The organism is Streptomyces sp. NPDC055140, from assembly GCF_053607285.1.
This window is the reverse complement of sequence record NZ_JBSGTG010000050.1, coordinates 15,175-29,676: the sequence shown is the minus strand read 5'-3', so window position 1 is coordinate 29,676 and position 14,502 is coordinate 15,175. Positions and strand designations below refer to the sequence as shown.

Sequence of the window (14,502 nt, the reverse complement as noted above, 5' to 3'; positions counted from 1 at the left end):
CCAGATGCACGGACGAGCAGGCTTCACCCTGCTCCGCCACCGCATCCTCCTCGGATAGCGACACGATCCGTCACCACCGAATATGAGACAGGGCCGTTCTTCTTACAGTCCCGTTGAGGGTGTAGCGCGAGAAGGTTTGAGCTGTTGCATGTGAGTGGTCAGGTGGTGTGAGTGTCGTGGTTTTCGCGGTTGGCGAGCACCTCGGTCATGTGCGTCTGGGCCCAGCTTCTGATGCCGCGCGTCATGTGGTGGAGCGAGAGACCGAGATCAGTCAACTCGTAGGAGGCGGTGACCGGGACGGTCGGCGTCACGGTGCGGGTGAGTAGGCCGTCACGTTCCAGTGACCGCAGTGTCTGGGTCAGCATCTTCTGGCTGACCCCGACCAGGAGACGAGAGATCTCGGAGTAGCGCATCGCCTTGGGAGCGTCTGCTGTACCGGGAACGGGCGAGGCGTCGCCGCCGAGCGCGCAGAGGATCAGGACGACCCATTTGTTTGAGATTCGGTCGAGCAGCTGGCGGCTGGGGCATGCCGCCAGGAACGCGTTGTACTCCATCTTGGCCTGCGCCTTCTGAGCCGCCGCCGTCGTTGTCACGGATCGCACCTTTCTCCTTCGGGTGGGTTACGCACTCCAAAGTGCCTACTTCCTCATGGGAAGTTACTCTCCAATACTGGTGCAGGAGGTGGAAAGCGCCACCCCCAAGCGAACTACGAAGGGCACCACGTTGAGCACATCCTCCACATCGCTTCCCGGCGGCACCTGGGCCCTCGGCGACCTGACGGTCACCCGGTTCGGCTACGGCGCCATGCAGCTCGCCGGCCCGTGGGTCATGGGGCCGCCCGCTGATCACGACGGTGCGCTGGCCGTATTGCGCGAAGCAGTCGACCTGGGGATCACCCACATCGACACCAGCGACGCCTACGGGCCGCGTATCACCAACGAGTTGATCCGAGAGGCGCTCCACCCCTATCCCGGGTCGCTGCGCATCGTGACCAAGGTGGGCGCGAACCGTGACGCACAGGGTGGCTGGCCTACAGCCCGGCGACCCGAAGACTTGCGCAAGCAGGTCCATGAGAACCTCCAGGCGCTTGAGGTTGAGGTGCTCGACCTGGTCAACATGCGCTTGGGCAACGCTGAGGGCCCGCAATCTGGTTCGCTCGCCGAGTCGTTCGCGACTCTCGTCGAGCTCCAGCAAGAGGGCCTGATCCGCCACCTAGGGGTCAGCAACGTCACCACGGAGCAGGTCGCCGAAGCACAGAGCATCGCCCCGATCGTGTGCGTGCAGAACATGTACAACCTCGCCCACCGCCACGACGACGAGCTCATCGACCGGCTCGCCGCCGAGGGCGTCGCGTACGTGCCGTTCTTCCCCCTCGGAGGCTTCAGCCCGTTGCAGTCCTCGGCGCTCTCGGCAGTCGCCGGCCGCCTGGGGGCGACGTCGATATCGGTCGCGCTGGCCTGGCTGTTGCAGCGTTCCCCGAACATTCTGCTCATCCCCGGCACGTCGAAGGTGGCGCACCTGCGTGAGAACGTCGCAGGCGCCGGCCTTTCTCTCGCTTCTGAGGACTTGGCAGAGCTGGACGGCATCAGCGACTGAATCCCCCGGGGGACCGGAGGGGCCTTCGGAGTCGAGGGCTTAAGAAGCCGGCGCCGCGTCGGCGTCGAGGTCTCCCGAAGTTGAAGGCTCCTACACCGATCATCTGGAAGACCTCGACGTGCCTGACGCTACCCCTGAAGTTGGCTTCGCCTGCCCTGACCTGACCACGTTCTGCGGCCTCGATGAGCTCGGGCTCGCGGTCGTCGGTCAGCGGCTCGATCCGGACCGGGCCGTGCTGGCGTGTCGGGTCGTCGAGCCGGACCAGTGGTGTCGCCGCTGCGGATGCGAGGGAGTGGCTCGCGACAGCGTGGTCCGGCGCCTGGCGCACGAACCACTCGGGTGGCGCCCGACAATGCTTGAGGTCACGCTCCGCCGCTACCGGTGCACGGGCTGCGGACACGTGTGGCGCCAAGACACCACCCGGGCCGCCGAACCGCGGGCCAAGCTGTCGCGGCGTGGCCTGCGGTGGGCGCTGGAGGGGATCGTGTGCCAGCACCTCACCGTGGCCCGCGTCGCGGAAGGCCTCGGGGTCGCCTGGAACACCGCCAACCACGCCGTCCTGGCCGAGGGCAGGCGCGTTCTCATCGAGGACCCTGACCGGTTCGACGGCGTGACCGTGGTCGGGGTCGACGAGCACGTCTGGAGACACACCCGCCGCGTCGACAAGTACGTCACCGTGATCATCGACCTGACTGGCAACGCAGAGGGCACCGGCCCAGCCAGGTTGCTCGACATGGTCGAGGGTCGCTCCAAGCAGGCGTTCAAGCAGTGGCTCGCTGATCGGCCGCAGGCCTGGCGCGACGGGGTCGGGGTTGTCGCGATGGACGGATTCACCGGGTTCAAGACCGCAACAACCGAGGAGCTGCCCGACGCGGTCGCGGTCATGGATCCCTTCCACGTCGTGCGTCTCGCCGGTGACGCGCTGGACCGGTGCCGGCGCCGGGTCCAGCAGGGCACTCACGGGCACCGCGGCCGCAAGAACGATCCTCTCTATCGTGCGCGGCGGACCCTGCACACCGGGGCAGACCTGCTCACCGACAAGCAGAAGCAACGACTCGCCGACCTGTTCGCCGGCGATGAGCACGTCGAGGTCGAGGCGACCTGGGGCATCTACCAGCGCATGATCGCCGCCTACCGCGAACCTGACCGCACCCGAGGTCAGGAGCTGATGGCTAAGCTGATCGAGTCGCTCAGCCACAGCGTCCCGCGTGCGTTGAGTGAGCTCGTCACGCTCGGGCGGACTCTGAAGAAGCGAGCCGACGACGTGCTTGCCTTCTTCGCCCGCCCCGGCACCAGCAACGGCCCGACCGAAGCGATCAACGGCCGACTCGAACACCTCCGCGGCTCCGCCCTCGGGTTCCGCAACCTCACCAACTACATAGCCCGATCACTGCTGGAGAGCGGCGGCTTCAGACCCCGGCTACACCCTGGTCTGTGAAGAGCCGAGAAACGTGCCTACATCTACCTCGGCACCGTCACCCTCGCGACCCTCGCCATCTGGCTCCGCACATGATCCGAGAAACAGACCCTAAAAGAGCTCGCCTTGTCCAGGCTTCTCGGCGTAGGGGAACACCCGGGTCTTCTGTGTGAGTCGAGCGAGTCGCGGAGTCGTTCGGGCAGCTCGTGGTGGGAGCGGGGCGGCGTCTGCCCTCCGATCCGGCGTGCGGAGCTTCCCCGCCGCCGCAGCACGGGCCCAGAACTGTTCCGTCCCAACGCTCCGGTTCATTCGATTTCCGCCAGAGCGCTCGTGTAGTCGCGTAGCCAGTCGGTGTGGCCGCCGATGCCCCAGTCGTCGCGGTCGAGTTCGTTGATCGTCACCCAGACACGACGAAGGTTCTCGGGAGTGCGCTCGCTGTTCTCGATCCGCATGATGATCTCGGTGAAATCGCGGATGATGCCCTGTTTGCCCAGGACGTCGAGGCGTCCCCTCAGGATGCGCACCTCGATGAAGTAGAACGGCTTCTCGTGATCCGGGCTGCCGCCGATATAGTCGGCATCTGCAGCGACCTCGTAGACCCAGCCCTTCATAATCTTGCGAGCCGCGGGCATCTCGGGCACCTTTTCCCAGAACATGAGCGCGTCTGTCAGGCGGGCCATGGTCTCGTGGCGCTGCTCGGTGGTGAGTGCGCCTTCTCGCACGGTCATGTTGACAAAGGGCATGACAGCCTCCTTAGACCTCGTGCAGCACCTTCAGCAGGCCCTGGTCGCGCCAGCGCCGGACGCTACTTTGTGAATTGGGTGGCGTTCTCGGTGAGGAACTCCTCGACGGTCCGAAGCTCGCGGCCGAGCAGTTCCTTCAAGGTGGTGGTGACCGCTTGGAGCGCGCCGGCTTCAGCGGCGGTGTCCAGGCTGACGAACAGCTCCGTGTACCACTTCGCGAGCCCGGCCTCGAGTAGTGCCGTGCGACGCTCGTCCGCCGACACCGGGGCGTAGCGGATCTCGCGCCCGAGGATCTTGCTCAGTAGCGCCGCCGCCTCGGGGGAGGTGTACGCGTCGGGGCCCGACCAGTCGTGCGTCCTGCCGTGCAGCGTGGGGTCGCGGAGCACCAGGGCGGCCGCCTCGGAGACGTCGCGGATGTCGACGTAGGCCACCCGGCCGGTGGGCGCCGCGCCGGCCCAGCTGTTGTGAGCCGCCACCGATTCGGCCGCGTAGAGAAGGTTGTTGGTGAAGCTGACCGGGCGCAGCAGCGTGTGTGAGAGTCCCGAGGCGGCGAGGTGGTCCTCGATCTCGGCGTGCTGCCGTCCCGGGAGCAACGCCGAGTCGTGGCTGGTGGCGATGCTCGACAGCTTGACCACGTGCGGACGGTCCGCCTTGGCCGCGGCGTCGATGATTGCCTTCTCCAGACGCACCTGGTCAGGGTTGCCTCCGATGGTGAGGAAGGCGACGGCAACACCGTTGAAAGCCTCGGCGAGAACGTCACCGTCGTCGAATGCACCGTCGACGATCTCAATGCGGTCGAGGTCCGAGAAGGCCGACTGGGCCTTCTCGCGATTACGGACGAGAACGCGGACGTCTTCGCCAGCGGCCCGGAGGTGCCGCACGACACCCGAACTGGTCCTGCCGGTCGCAGCGATAACGAGAAAAGTCATGGGATTCACCTGTCCGGGAGGAGAAGGGAACGGTCGGCACTGCGCCGCAGTTGCGGTATCAGATTTGCGCTCTGCCGCCATCAATGAACAGTTCGATTCCCGTGACGAAGCTGGAGTCATCTGACGCCAGAAAAAGCGCCGCCTTGGCAACTTCGTCGGGCTGCCCCATGCGGCCCATCGGAATAGTGGACGCAATCTTCGCGATGGCGTCTTGAGGTTGCATCGCAATAAGTGGCGTTTCGATCGGGCCAGGGCTGAGGACGTTGGAGCGGATACGGCGATCCTTCAGTTCCACGGTCCATCCTCGAACAAAATTTCGGATGGCGGCCTTGCTCGCTCCGTAGACCGAGAACGCTGCGGTCCCCTTGACGCTCGCAGCGGAGCCCGTGAGGATGATAGACGCACCCTCGTTCAATAGCGGTAGGGCCTTTTGTACCGTGAAGAACGCCCCCTTCACGTTGATGTTGAAAATTTTGTCGAAATGCGCTTCCGTGGCGTCTTCCAGCGAAGCGAACTCGCCTAGACCGGCGTTGGCAAAAACGATATCGATTCGCCCCTTCGCCTTGACGGTCTCGTAGAGGCGATCCAGGTCGGCCAGTTCGGCAACGTCGCCCTGAACGCCGGATACGGTGCCTCCGATCTCCTTCACGGCGTCATCTAGTTGTTTCTGGCGGCGGCCAGTGATGAAGACATATGCACCCTCTTCGACGAAGAGCTTTGCTGTGGCTAGCCCGATCCCCTCGGTGCCGCCGGTGATGACCGCTACTTTTCCCTGCAATTTGCCCATAATCACTACTCCCGACAGTGGTACATGCAGTTGATCGGAGGGCTCGGTTGATCTCGGACACCGCACATCTCAGTTTCGGAGAGTTCAGCTGGAGCCACTGCACAGCCGCACCCAATGGCGAATCGAATCACCAATCCGAGATTCCCTACCAAGTCAGGGAACCCATAAACTCCGGCCTGTCGGCCGGCTATCTGGCGGCCAGGAGTTCCCAGGGAAACGGCCGGATTGCCGGCTGCCCGGCTGCGTCCGTGCGGCGTTAGTGGTTCGGAGGTCGGGCGGGGACCGGTCGCCGGACATCGGCAAGCCGCTGGACTCGGCGCGGGGCGCCTCGCCCTGCAGGACGTCCCAGTGCTCGGCGAGTTTGCCGTTTTCGATGCGCACAACGTCGGCCGCCACCGAGGCGGCGGGGCTGCCGGTGCCGGCGAAGCGGCCGTAGAGCACGACGTGGTCGCCTTCGGCGGGTACGAGCTCGTACTCGTAGCACAGCGTGTCGCACAGGGATCGGATCAGGTCGAGCAGGCCCGCGCGCCCTGGTGCGATGTGCGCCATGCTGGACGTAGCGCTCGGGCCAGAAGTCTCCGGCGGCGGCGTGGTCGCGCTTGTTGAATAGCGTGTCGAATGCCTTCAGTGCCAGCGTCTTGCTTCTGTTCGGGTGCAGCCATGCCAGCCTCCGCTGTGTAACCGATGCGCCCCCGTCAGCCTCGTCACAATGTCGGTCAACATTGTTCTACGCCCGTCGTGGCGCCCTGTCAATGACGACCGACATTGAGATCTTCGACCCGGCTCGCTAGAGTCCTCTCAAGAGCTGGGCTTGGGGGAAGACAGTGGGCATCTCGAAGCAGAAGGCAGCGGAGAACCGAGAAGCGATCGTCGCCGCCGCAAACTGCTTGTTCCGTGAGCGCGGCGTCGACGCCGTCGGCCTCGTTGAGCTGATGGCCGCGGCCGGATTGACGCGCGGCGGCTTCTACAACCACTTCGCCTCGAAGGACGCGCTCGTCGCCGCGGTCGTCGCCAAGGCCATGGCGGACGGTTTCGGCAACCTCGACGAAGCCATCACGGCATCCCAGGCTCGCGGCAGCGACCCGCTCGCAGAACAAATCGACTGGTACCTGTCGCCCGAACACCGCGCCGACATCGAGCACGGCTGCCCGAACACGGGCTTCGCCGGCGACGTCCGGCGACTGGACCCGGCCGGCCGCGCTCGCTACGCGCAGGGCCTGGCGGCGAACCTCGACCGCTTCGCACAGATCGTGCAAGCACCCGGACTCGAGGAAGGCGAGCGGCGAGCGCGGGCCATTGCACTGTTCAGTGAGATGGCAGGGGCCCTGCTTCTGTCACGCGCCGTCGCCGATGCCGACCCCGACCTTGCCGACGAAATCCTCGACAGCGCGCGCACCGACCTGCACAGCCGCACGGGTGCCGCGTAGGGCCGTGAACCGCCGACCGACGCGGTGCGGCCACCCAATCCGGGTGAGCCGGCTACGGGCTCGGTTGCTGGTGTCCGCGGTCGTCGAGCCGCCAAAGGTCTGGGCCCGCATCGCGGAGCGGTTCACGCTGCGGGCCGCCAGCGCCCTTGCATGCGCATTCGACTCCGAGTCGGCACAGTTGCTCTCCCCCATACTCCGTCGCATCCGAGCCACAGCGGGGCCAGGACTGCGCAACAGCACCGGTGTGTGGTTCACCCGCGCCAGCCTCCGCGTGGAGACCACCCGCGGCCCCCTGTGCACGGACATGATCATGTTCCTGGGTCAGGGGCCACCTAGGCTGGCACGTGGCCGAGCACCGACATTCGATTCGGGCTGCACCGGGCCTTGCGGAAGATGCGCCAGGACTTCAGACGAGCCACGCCCGTTCCACCGAGGCCCGCGCCGTGGAGGGCGCGGTTGACTGTTCGCCGGGTCGGCGAGAGGTCGCGGCCGGGTGGGCGTCTGATCGGTGTCGTCACCCATGGGCCGGCGCCCAGGTAGGCGCGGTCGGCGAGGACCGGGATGACCTGGCGTTCGCAGATCCGGATGATCCGGTGAGTGCGGGCGGCGGTCAGGTCGTGGGCGCGGCCGGGCAGTGCGGCCGAGATTCGCAGCAGCCGCCCGGCCGGGTCTGTCACCACCTGCACGTTCACCCCGTGCCGGCGGCGCATGTGGGAGTAGTCGGCGCGGCTGTCGCCGACCCGGTCGCATCCGGCGAGGGTGCCGTCGAGCAGGACATAGTCGGAGTCGGCTTCGCGCAGGGCGCGCAGCAGGCCGGGCGCGCGGTCGGCGAGCAGGTCGATGACCACCGTGGTGTAGGCGTGTGCCGTGCCGACGGCGATGCCGAAGCCGGCCACGAGCTGCGCAAAGGTGTCGTGCCTGCACAGGTAGACCAGTCAGAGCGGGGCGCGCCGGTGCGGCGGGAGCTTGCTCCTCGGAATTGCTTCCGACGCCTGCCGCCTTGATCGAGGGTTAGCGATCGCGTTCGAGGTGGGCTGGTTCAGTCCGGGATGGCAGCGTCGACCACGGCGGCTGCCACGGTGCGGGCCGCTGTCTCGGCGCTGGGGTCGCGGTCCAGCCAGGCGCTGATCCCGGCGCCGTCGTAGAGCAGTACCAGTTGGTGGGCGAGCGACTTCGCGTCCTTGGCGCCGGCCTGCTGGGCGAGATCGAAGAACAGCTCGTGCAGCCAGGTGCGGTAGTCCTGCGCGGTCTGTTCGACGACACCGCCGGGCGGGGCGTCGGCGCTCGCACTGATGAAGGCGCAGCCACGGAAGCCCGGCTCGGTGAACGACAGTCCCTGCACCTCGAACGCGCCGACCAGGCGCTCTTTCGGGGTGTCGTAACGCGCTTCGAGCTCGCGCGTCATGCGCTCGACGGTCGCTCCGTGCCGTGCCTGGAGGTAGGCGCGGACCAGGCCGTCCTTGCTGCCGAAGGCGCTGTACAGCGTTGCCTTGGCGACTCCGGCGCGCGCGATGACGCGGTCGATTCCGACCGATTGCACGCCCTCGGCGTAGAACAGCTCGTCGGCGGCAGCCAGCAGCCGCGCCCGCGCTGCCGCGCTGCGTTCCCGTGGTGAGAGCACCTTCTCAGACATAGGCAAACATTACCAGACAGGTCTGTCTGTCTTCAATTGGTTGCCTGCAACCCTTGACGCATCCAGACCGGTCTGTCTAGGTTAGGGATTGCCAGACAGACCGGTCTGGATGACATCTCGGAAAGGTGCATCCCATGTCTGTAGAGCGTGAGGACAACCTCGACCTGCATCCCATTACCGCCCTGGTCACCGGGGCCACGTCCGGCATCGGCCAGGCGGTCGCCAAACGGCTCGCCGCGGACGGAATGTCCGTCATCGTGACCGGCCGCAACGCCCGACGCGGCGCCGAGACCGTCAACGAGATCACCGCGGCCGGCGGCCGCGCCCGTTTCGTCGAGGCGGACCTTGAGGACCCGGCCTGCATCGACCGGCTCGCCGCGGACGTCGGGGAGATCGACGTCCTGGTCAACAACGCCGGACAGGCCGTCTGGGCACCGACCGAGGAGATGAAGGTCTCCGAATACGACGCGATGTTCGCCGGCAATGTCCGCGCGCCGTTCTTCCTCGTGGCCGCGTTCGCCCCGGCGATGGCGGCGAAGGGGTCGGGCTGCGTGATCAACATCGGCAGCATGGCCGGCAGCCTAGGTTTGGCCGGCGGTGCCGCGTACGGCGCGACCAAAGCCGCGCTGGCGTCACTGACGCGAGGCTGGACGGCCGAGTACAGCGGCCGCGGCGTCCGCTTCAACACCGTCGCCCCCGGCCCGGTCTACACCCGCCCCGAAGCCCGCGACCTGTTCGACGCGCTCGCCCAGACCACCGCGATGAAGCGCGCGGCCGAGCCCGCAGAGATCGCCGAAGCCGTCGCCTTCCTCGTCTCGCCGAAGGCCGGCTACATCACCGGCGCGACCATCGCTGTCGACGGCGGCCGCACCGCCATCTGAACCCGCCGGTTCTCAAGAGGACACCGCTCATGAGCAACACCGTGTACGGCCTGAGCGTCGACGCCCCCAGGGCTCCGCCCGCTGGACGACGTTCGCCGACCCCGAAGGCAACGAATTCGACACCGCCGGATGAGACACGAAATACAACCAAGAAGCACGACCCAGAGTCCGGGAGCGAACGCGTCCGCGACCAGGCCGCCCGGCACGCACCCACAGGATTTGAAATGAACAAGCCCGTTATTCTGATCACCGGAGCACTCAGCGGCATCGGCCGCGCCTCCGCCGTCGCCTTCGCCAAGAAGGGCGCGAACGTTGTCGTTGCCGGTCGGCGCGATGAGGCCGGCAACGCGCTTGCCGAGGAACTGCGCTCATTCGGCTCGGAGGCCGAGTTCATCAATGCCGACGTCCGCAAGGAAGATGACGTCCGCGCACTGGTCGATGAGACCGTCGCACGGTTCGGCCGACTGGATGTCGCGGTGAACAACGCAGGCACCGAAGGCCGGCCCGGCCCGATCACGGACCAGACCGCGGACACCTACACCGCAACGTTCAACACGAACGTCCTCGGCGTCATCCTGAGCATGAAGCACCAAGTGCGCGTCATGCAGGGACAGGGCAGCGGCAGCATCATCAACATCTCCTCGACCTACGGGCACGAGGGCGCGCCTGGGGCCGCCGTCTATGTCGGCAGCAAGCACGCCGTCGAAGGCATCACCAAGTCGGTAGCGCTGGAGGTCGCCAAGTCGGGAATCCGCGTGAACGCCGTGGCGCCTGGCCCCACGGACACCGGCATGCTCACCCGTTTTACCGGCACGCCGGAGAACAAGGCGGCGTTGGCGTCTGAAGTTCCGCTGGGTCGCCTCGGCCTCCCGGAGGAGCTTGCCGATGCAATCGTCTTCATCGCATCGGACGAAGCTTCATACATCACCGGCCATGTCCTCAACGTCGACGGCGGTCACACCACCAACTGACCTGTCCAGGCGCGGGGTCTGCTCCGCGCCCGGTTGCCCCGGGCATGAGTGGAACAGTTCTTCAGGCTTCCAGCGCACACCATCAGCAAGGTGAGGCGCACTGCGTCCCGGCGTGGTTGATTGATCCGCGCCCGTCGGCGATGCCGGCCCCGCAAGGCCACCAGCGATGGCAGCGGCGGAGAACGCTCGACATGGGCGCGGCCTGCGGCCAGGGACCGCATAGCCCTGTTCACACGGCACCTGTCCCGCTGGCCGAAGGAACTGCGCGCCAAGATCAGCAACCCCACACGGGCCGCGCACATCTTCTCCGCCCTCCTCCAGGCAGAGATCGTGGACACCGCCCTGCTCGGCGGACCGGCCCCCGACCCGGACGCCATCCGCATCCGCTCCCAGGAAGCCGCGAACGACCTGCTTGCCCTCGCCGAGGCCGGACGGCTGTAATCGACGTACGCCCTCGGACGTCGGCGCCACTTGCTGCAAGACGGGTCCGCGACGCTCAACGAGGGGTGCAGCAGGTGGCACCCCCTCTCATTCCCTCGACCGGTCGGGCATCGGTCCAGCCGAGACCGCTCTACGGGACCGCAACTACATCCTGCTGACGCCGGTCGGCCGGTCGGTCATCCCGTCGCCACCTCCCGGGGCACCGCGGCGGTCATTGACCGAATGACCGTCCCTCGTGACCGGAAGAAGGCAGAAGGTCCGGTCGACCCTGTGGGACATCGAGGTCCAAACCGGGCCTTCGCCGTTCGGTCTGCCGATGGCGCGTGACCTGACGCAGTGACGACGGGAGGTTGGACGGAAGGCAGGAACACCGTTCCTGGTGCCGCCGACTTCGAGCACTGCCTGCGCGGCTCCTCCCGATTCGCCGCCGGGCAGGACACGGTGTGGCTGGAGCTGCGGCGGGCAGGGCGAGTGCCTCTCCGGTTGCGGCGCCCCAGTGAGGGTTCTTTACTAGTAGGTACAAATCTGGCTGCACCAAGCGGTGCACGAGGTGGCATGACGGAGCATTCCGTCGTCGGCCGGGGACGTTACGAGGTGGCCAGGCACGAGTTGCCGCGCGTCTCTCTGCTGTGGTTTCAGCCGGCCTCCAGAGGGATTGCATCGAAGAAGAAGCTGACATCAGCAGACAACTTGATGGCAAGGCCGGTTTGGTGGCTGCTTGACCGGCATCGGTCTGTCTACAGCCCGCCGGTTTCTCTCCGAGGGCTCTGCCATTCCCCTCGCGGGCGGAGCAGAACCGAACTGGATACAACCGCGGAAACAACCCTCGGGGGCCGAGCCGTCGACGTCCAAAGCGGTCTCTCGAACTTCGACGAGGCAAGGAGTCGTGTCCCATGCTCGCCATTCACCTCACTCAGTTCGGGGAGCCGGAGAAGAGCCTGAAGGTGGTGGACGTGCCCGAGCTCCCGGCTCCCCCCGCCGGACAGGCGCTGGTCCAGGTCGAGTACGCCCCGCTCGACCACCACGACCTCCTCCTGGCACAAGGCATCTACCCCGTACGCCCTGAGCTGCCGACGGCTATCGGAAACGAAGGTGTCGGGACGGTCGTGTCCGTAGGGCCCGGCGTCATGGAGGTCAGCCCCGGCGAGAGGGTCCTGCTTCCCTTCGGCGTCTTTTCCTGGTCCGAGCGGGTCGCGGCCGGGGCGGCAGACCTGACCGTCGTGGACAAGTCCATCGGTCCTGAACAGGCAGCGATGCTCACCATCAATCCGGTCAGCGCGGGGCTCCTGGTCGGCCTGCGTGACCTTCCGGCCGGTTCCTGGGTGGTGCAGAACGCGGCCAACAGCGGAGTAGGCCGCTCTGTCATCGTGTTCGCCAGGGAACGAGGGCTGCGCACGATCAGCATCGTGCGCCGCGCGGAACTCGTGAGCGAACTCCGTGATCTCGGCGCCGACATCGTGGTTGTCGACTCGGCGGACGCCGGCTCGCGTGTGCGGGAAGCCATCGGCTCCGATCCGGTGCTACTCGGTCTTGACGGTGTCAGCGGTGCGGCGACTGCACTGTTGCTGGACGTACTGACCGACGGCGCCCTGCTGGCGATCTACGGGTATTTGAGCGGCCAGCCGTTCACGCCCGATCCCGTCGTGCTGAGGACGAAGAACATCACCACGACGGAATTCTGGATGTACCAGGACGAGTTTCTTCCCCGGCTTCCGGCTCTGAACGCGGAGTCCGCGCGGCTGGTCTCCGAGGGAAAACTCGTCCTGCCCTCCACGCCCGTATACGAGGCGGCGGATTTTCCCGAGGCGCTCGCGTACTTCCGGGAGAACGGCAAGGTCCTCCTGGACTTCAACCCGCATCGCGCGTAGGCGCCGCCGACCTGCCGCTGAGGCCGGGACCATCCCGACAGGAAGCGGCCGGAGTCGATCACACAGCCGCTGCCGGGGCGCCGGCACGACCCCCGACACACGATCAAGGATGGGCAGCATGGCCACACAGAGCACTATCGGCATTCTCGGCGCGGGACAGATCGGCCGGGCCGTCGCCGACAAGGCCGTCAGACACGGCCATGAGGTACTCATCGGCAACAGCCGGGGCCCGGAGACACTCAAGGCGGTCGTGGAACAGCTGGGGCCGAAGGCCCACGCCGTGACAGCCGAGGAGGCCGCGCAGCCGGACCTCGTCTTCCTCGCGGTGCCGTTCTCCGCCGTACCGGACCTGACCAGCCTTACCGACTGGTCCGGCAAGATCGTCGTCGACACGACGAATCAGTTCGCCGCGGCCAACCCCTGGCGGGGCCGGTACCACGTCGGTGACCTCACGCGCAGCGAATGGGTCGCCGAGCGCCTACCCGGAGCGCGGATCGTGAAGGCGTTCAACAGCCTGTTCGCCGCGTACATCGCCGCGGACCCCCAGCACGAGGAAGGCCGCCAGGTGGTCTTCTACGCGGGCGACGACGCCGACGCGAAGGCGGCCGTGGCCGCTTTGCTGGACCAGTTCGGATTCGCCGCACTGGACCTCGGCGGTCTACGGGAGGGAGGCCACCTGATGCAGCTCGACGGCCCGCTCAGCGCACGGCACTTCCTGCTTCAGGATGCCGGCTGACGACCCAGACCTCGCTCACCCCCGGCCACGCACGCCGAGCACACACAGGAGGAGCGTCATGAGCCGTCGTGTCGTCTACACCCGCGGCGGGTCGCCCGCCGACGTCCTGACCGTCATCGAAGAGCCCGAGTCGGCAGCGCCTCAGACCGGTCAGGTACTCGTCCGCGTCACTGCGTTCCCTGTTCACCCTGGCGATCTCCAAGCTGTGGAGGCGTATCCAGGCCACGGCGGACAACCGGTCCCGGCCGGTGTCGAGGCCACCGGCGTGGTGGAGGCCATCGGCCCGGACACACCGGTGGCACCGGGGGTCGAACCCGGCGTGCGGGTGACGGTCTTCCCGCACCCGGGCGCCTGGTCCCAGTGGATCATGGCGGCTGCCCGGGCGGTGGTTGCCGTACCGGCAGGGGTGTCGGACGAGGTCGCCGCGCAGATGCTGGTGAACCCGGTTACCGCTGTGATGCTGCGCCGCGAGGCGGAGGCGCACGCATCCATCGGGTACGACGGGGTGCTGGTGCAGACCGCCGCCGGCTCGTCGGTCGGACGTCTGCTGACCGCCGTGTGCCTGGCCCACAACATCGCGATCGTCAACGTCGTCCGCAGTGAACGAGGTGCCGCGGAACTGCGTCATCGCTTTCCGGACGTGCCGGTGGTGGCGACGGAGCATGCAGGCTGGGCCGATGACGTCCGCAGCGCGGCCGACGGCCGTCCGCTGGGCGTGGCACTCGATCCGATCGGCGGGAAACTCGCCGAGAGCCTTCTGGACCTGCTGACGCCGGGCGGAAAACTCATCTGCTACGGGCAGATGGCCGCGGAGCCGATCTCGCTGCCCGCGTCGACGCTGCTGCACAAATCGCTAACGCTGCGCGGCATCACCGTCGGCCGCTGGATGTCAGACACCTCTCTCGACAGGCAGGCATCCGATGTCGCCGCCGCGAAGCTGATCGCGATGGTGGCCAAGGACCAGTTCGACGTAGCCGGCACCTACGGTCTTGGTGACCTGGCAGAGGCCGTGGAACACGCGCAACGGCCCGGCAAGGTCGGAACCGTCCTGATTCGCCCCTGGTAGGCGTCCC

15 protein-coding genes and 1 pseudogene are annotated in these 14,502 nt (G+C 66.9%); 9 read left to right on the top strand and 7 right to left on the bottom strand.

Annotated elements, in window-relative coordinates:
• Positions 1-158: 158 nt before the first annotated feature.
• On the bottom strand, positions 159-554 hold the full coding sequence (locus tag ACWFR4_RS44700; RefSeq protein WP_355784330.1) for a winged helix-turn-helix transcriptional regulator: 396 nt from the start codon (positions 552-554) through the stop codon (positions 159-161).
• A 169-nt stretch (positions 555-723) separates the two neighbouring features.
• Between ACWFR4_RS44700 and ACWFR4_RS44695 the strand changes: the two genes are divergently transcribed.
• Together ACWFR4_RS44695 and ACWFR4_RS44690 are read left to right on the top strand one after the other, a co-directional pair.
• On the top strand, positions 724-1,596 hold the full coding sequence (locus ACWFR4_RS44695) for an aldo/keto reductase family oxidoreductase (protein ID WP_355784235.1): 873 nt from the start codon (positions 724-726) through the stop codon (positions 1,594-1,596).
• Positions 1,597-1,714: 118 nt separating this feature from the next.
• Positions 1,715-3,034 carry an ISL3 family transposase gene (locus tag ACWFR4_RS44690; protein WP_453657278.1) on the top strand — a complete coding sequence of 440 codons (1,320 nt, stop codon included), beginning with the start codon at positions 1,715-1,717 and terminating at the stop codon, positions 3,032-3,034.
• Positions 3,035-3,318: 284 nt separating this feature from the next.
• On the opposite strand, the gene ACWFR4_RS44685 is transcribed toward ACWFR4_RS44690, so the two are convergent.
• The 4 genes from ACWFR4_RS44685 to ACWFR4_RS44670 all read right to left on the bottom strand — a co-directional run bounded on the left by ACWFR4_RS44685 (position 3,319) and on the right by ACWFR4_RS44670 (position 6,021).
• The gene (locus ACWFR4_RS44685; protein WP_453657276.1) at positions 3,319-3,756 is read right to left on the bottom strand and encodes a tautomerase family protein; all 438 of its coding nucleotides are present in this window, start codon (positions 3,754-3,756) and stop codon (positions 3,319-3,321) included.
• Between the two features lie 62 nt (positions 3,757-3,818).
• Complete coding sequence (locus ACWFR4_RS44680) at positions 3,819-4,685, bottom strand: NmrA family NAD(P)-binding protein (RefSeq protein WP_453657274.1); 867 nt, start codon at positions 4,683-4,685, stop codon at positions 3,819-3,821.
• A 58-nt stretch (positions 4,686-4,743) separates the two neighbouring features.
• Positions 4,744-5,472, bottom strand: coding sequence for a glucose 1-dehydrogenase (locus ACWFR4_RS44675; protein ID WP_453657272.1), 729 nt, complete (start codon positions 5,470-5,472; stop codon positions 4,744-4,746).
• Positions 5,473-5,625: 153 nt separating this feature from the next.
• A complete protein-coding gene (locus tag ACWFR4_RS44670) occupies positions 5,626-6,021 on the bottom strand; it encodes a nuclear transport factor 2 family protein (RefSeq protein WP_453657270.1) in 396 nt (131 codons plus the stop codon).
• Between the two features lie 275 nt (positions 6,022-6,296).
• Here ACWFR4_RS44670 and ACWFR4_RS44665 point away from each other — a divergent pair, with 275 nt between their 5' ends.
• Positions 6,297-6,899 (top strand): TetR family transcriptional regulator, encoded by a 603-nt coding sequence (locus ACWFR4_RS44665; RefSeq protein WP_453657268.1) that lies wholly within the window; start codon positions 6,297-6,299, stop codon positions 6,897-6,899.
• 332 nt (positions 6,900-7,231) lie between these two features.
• On the opposite strand, the pseudogene ACWFR4_RS44660 reads toward ACWFR4_RS44665, so the two are convergent.
• Both ACWFR4_RS44660 and ACWFR4_RS44655 read right to left on the bottom strand, forming a co-directional pair.
• Positions 7,232-7,873, bottom strand: a pseudogene (locus ACWFR4_RS44660) (transposase family protein); the annotation flags it as partial.
• A gap of 65 nt (positions 7,874-7,938) precedes the next feature.
• Positions 7,939-8,532 carry a TetR/AcrR family transcriptional regulator gene (locus tag ACWFR4_RS44655; RefSeq protein WP_453657266.1) on the bottom strand — a complete coding sequence of 198 codons (594 nt, stop codon included), beginning with the start codon at positions 8,530-8,532 and terminating at the stop codon, positions 7,939-7,941.
• A gap of 134 nt (positions 8,533-8,666) precedes the next feature.
• Between ACWFR4_RS44655 and ACWFR4_RS44650 the strand changes: the two genes are divergently transcribed.
• The 6 genes from ACWFR4_RS44650 to ACWFR4_RS44625 all read left to right on the top strand — a co-directional run bounded on the left by ACWFR4_RS44650 (position 8,667) and on the right by ACWFR4_RS44625 (position 14,495).
• On the top strand, positions 8,667-9,413 hold the full coding sequence (locus ACWFR4_RS44650; RefSeq protein WP_453657264.1) for an SDR family NAD(P)-dependent oxidoreductase: 747 nt from the start codon (positions 8,667-8,669) through the stop codon (positions 9,411-9,413).
• 29 nt (positions 9,414-9,442) lie between these two features.
• Positions 9,443-10,384, top strand: a complete 942-nt coding sequence (locus ACWFR4_RS44645; protein ID WP_453657262.1) for an SDR family NAD(P)-dependent oxidoreductase — start codon at positions 9,443-9,445, stop codon at positions 10,382-10,384.
• A 120-nt stretch (positions 10,385-10,504) separates the two neighbouring features.
• The gene (locus ACWFR4_RS44640; protein ID WP_453657260.1) at positions 10,505-10,825 is read left to right on the top strand and encodes a hypothetical protein; all 321 of its coding nucleotides are present in this window, start codon (positions 10,505-10,507) and stop codon (positions 10,823-10,825) included.
• Between the two features lie 893 nt (positions 10,826-11,718).
• A complete protein-coding gene (locus tag ACWFR4_RS44635; protein ID WP_453657258.1) occupies positions 11,719-12,693 on the top strand; it encodes a zinc-dependent alcohol dehydrogenase family protein in 975 nt (324 codons plus the stop codon).
• A 31-nt stretch (positions 12,694-12,724) separates the two neighbouring features.
• Complete coding sequence (locus ACWFR4_RS44630; protein WP_453657282.1) at positions 12,725-13,429, top strand: NADPH-dependent F420 reductase; 705 nt, start codon at positions 12,725-12,727, stop codon at positions 13,427-13,429.
• A complete protein-coding gene (locus tag ACWFR4_RS44625) occupies positions 13,419-14,495 on the top strand; it encodes a zinc-binding dehydrogenase (RefSeq protein WP_453657256.1) in 1,077 nt (358 codons plus the stop codon). Before ACWFR4_RS44630 ends, ACWFR4_RS44625 begins: the two co-directional genes overlap by 11 nt.
• Positions 14,496-14,502 lie beyond the last annotated feature (7 nt).

Bases quoted from the DNA above. Each gene is read 5' to 3' on its own strand.
- ACWFR4_RS44700 (WP_355784330.1), bottom strand. From the start codon at position 554: ATGGAGTACAACGCGTTCCTGGCGGCATGCCCCAGCCGCCAGCTGCTC.
- ACWFR4_RS44685 (WP_453657276.1), bottom strand. From the start codon at position 3,756: ATGCCCTTTGTCAACATGACCGTGCGAGAAGGCGCACTCACCACCGAG.
- ACWFR4_RS44680 (WP_453657274.1), bottom strand. From the start codon at position 4,685: ATGACTTTTCTCGTTATCGCTGCGACCGGCAGGACCAGTTCGGGTGTC.
- ACWFR4_RS44675 (WP_453657272.1), bottom strand. From the start codon at position 5,472: ATGGGCAAATTGCAGGGAAAAGTAGCGGTCATCACCGGCGGCACCGAG.
- ACWFR4_RS44670 (WP_453657270.1), bottom strand. From the start codon at position 6,021: ATGGCGCACATCGCACCAGGGCGCGCGGGCCTGCTCGACCTGATCCGA.
- ACWFR4_RS44655 (WP_453657266.1), bottom strand. From the start codon at position 8,532: ATGTCTGAGAAGGTGCTCTCACCACGGGAACGCAGCGCGGCAGCGCGG.
- ACWFR4_RS44650 (WP_453657264.1), top strand. From the start codon at position 8,667: ATGTCTGTAGAGCGTGAGGACAACCTCGACCTGCATCCCATTACCGCC.
- ACWFR4_RS44645 (WP_453657262.1), top strand. From the start codon at position 9,443: ATGAGCAACACCGTGTACGGCCTGAGCGTCGACGCCCCCAGGGCTCCG.
- ACWFR4_RS44635 (WP_453657258.1), top strand. From the start codon at position 11,719: ATGCTCGCCATTCACCTCACTCAGTTCGGGGAGCCGGAGAAGAGCCTG.
- ACWFR4_RS44625 (WP_453657256.1), top strand. From the start codon at position 13,419: ATGCCGGCTGACGACCCAGACCTCGCTCACCCCCGGCCACGCACGCCG.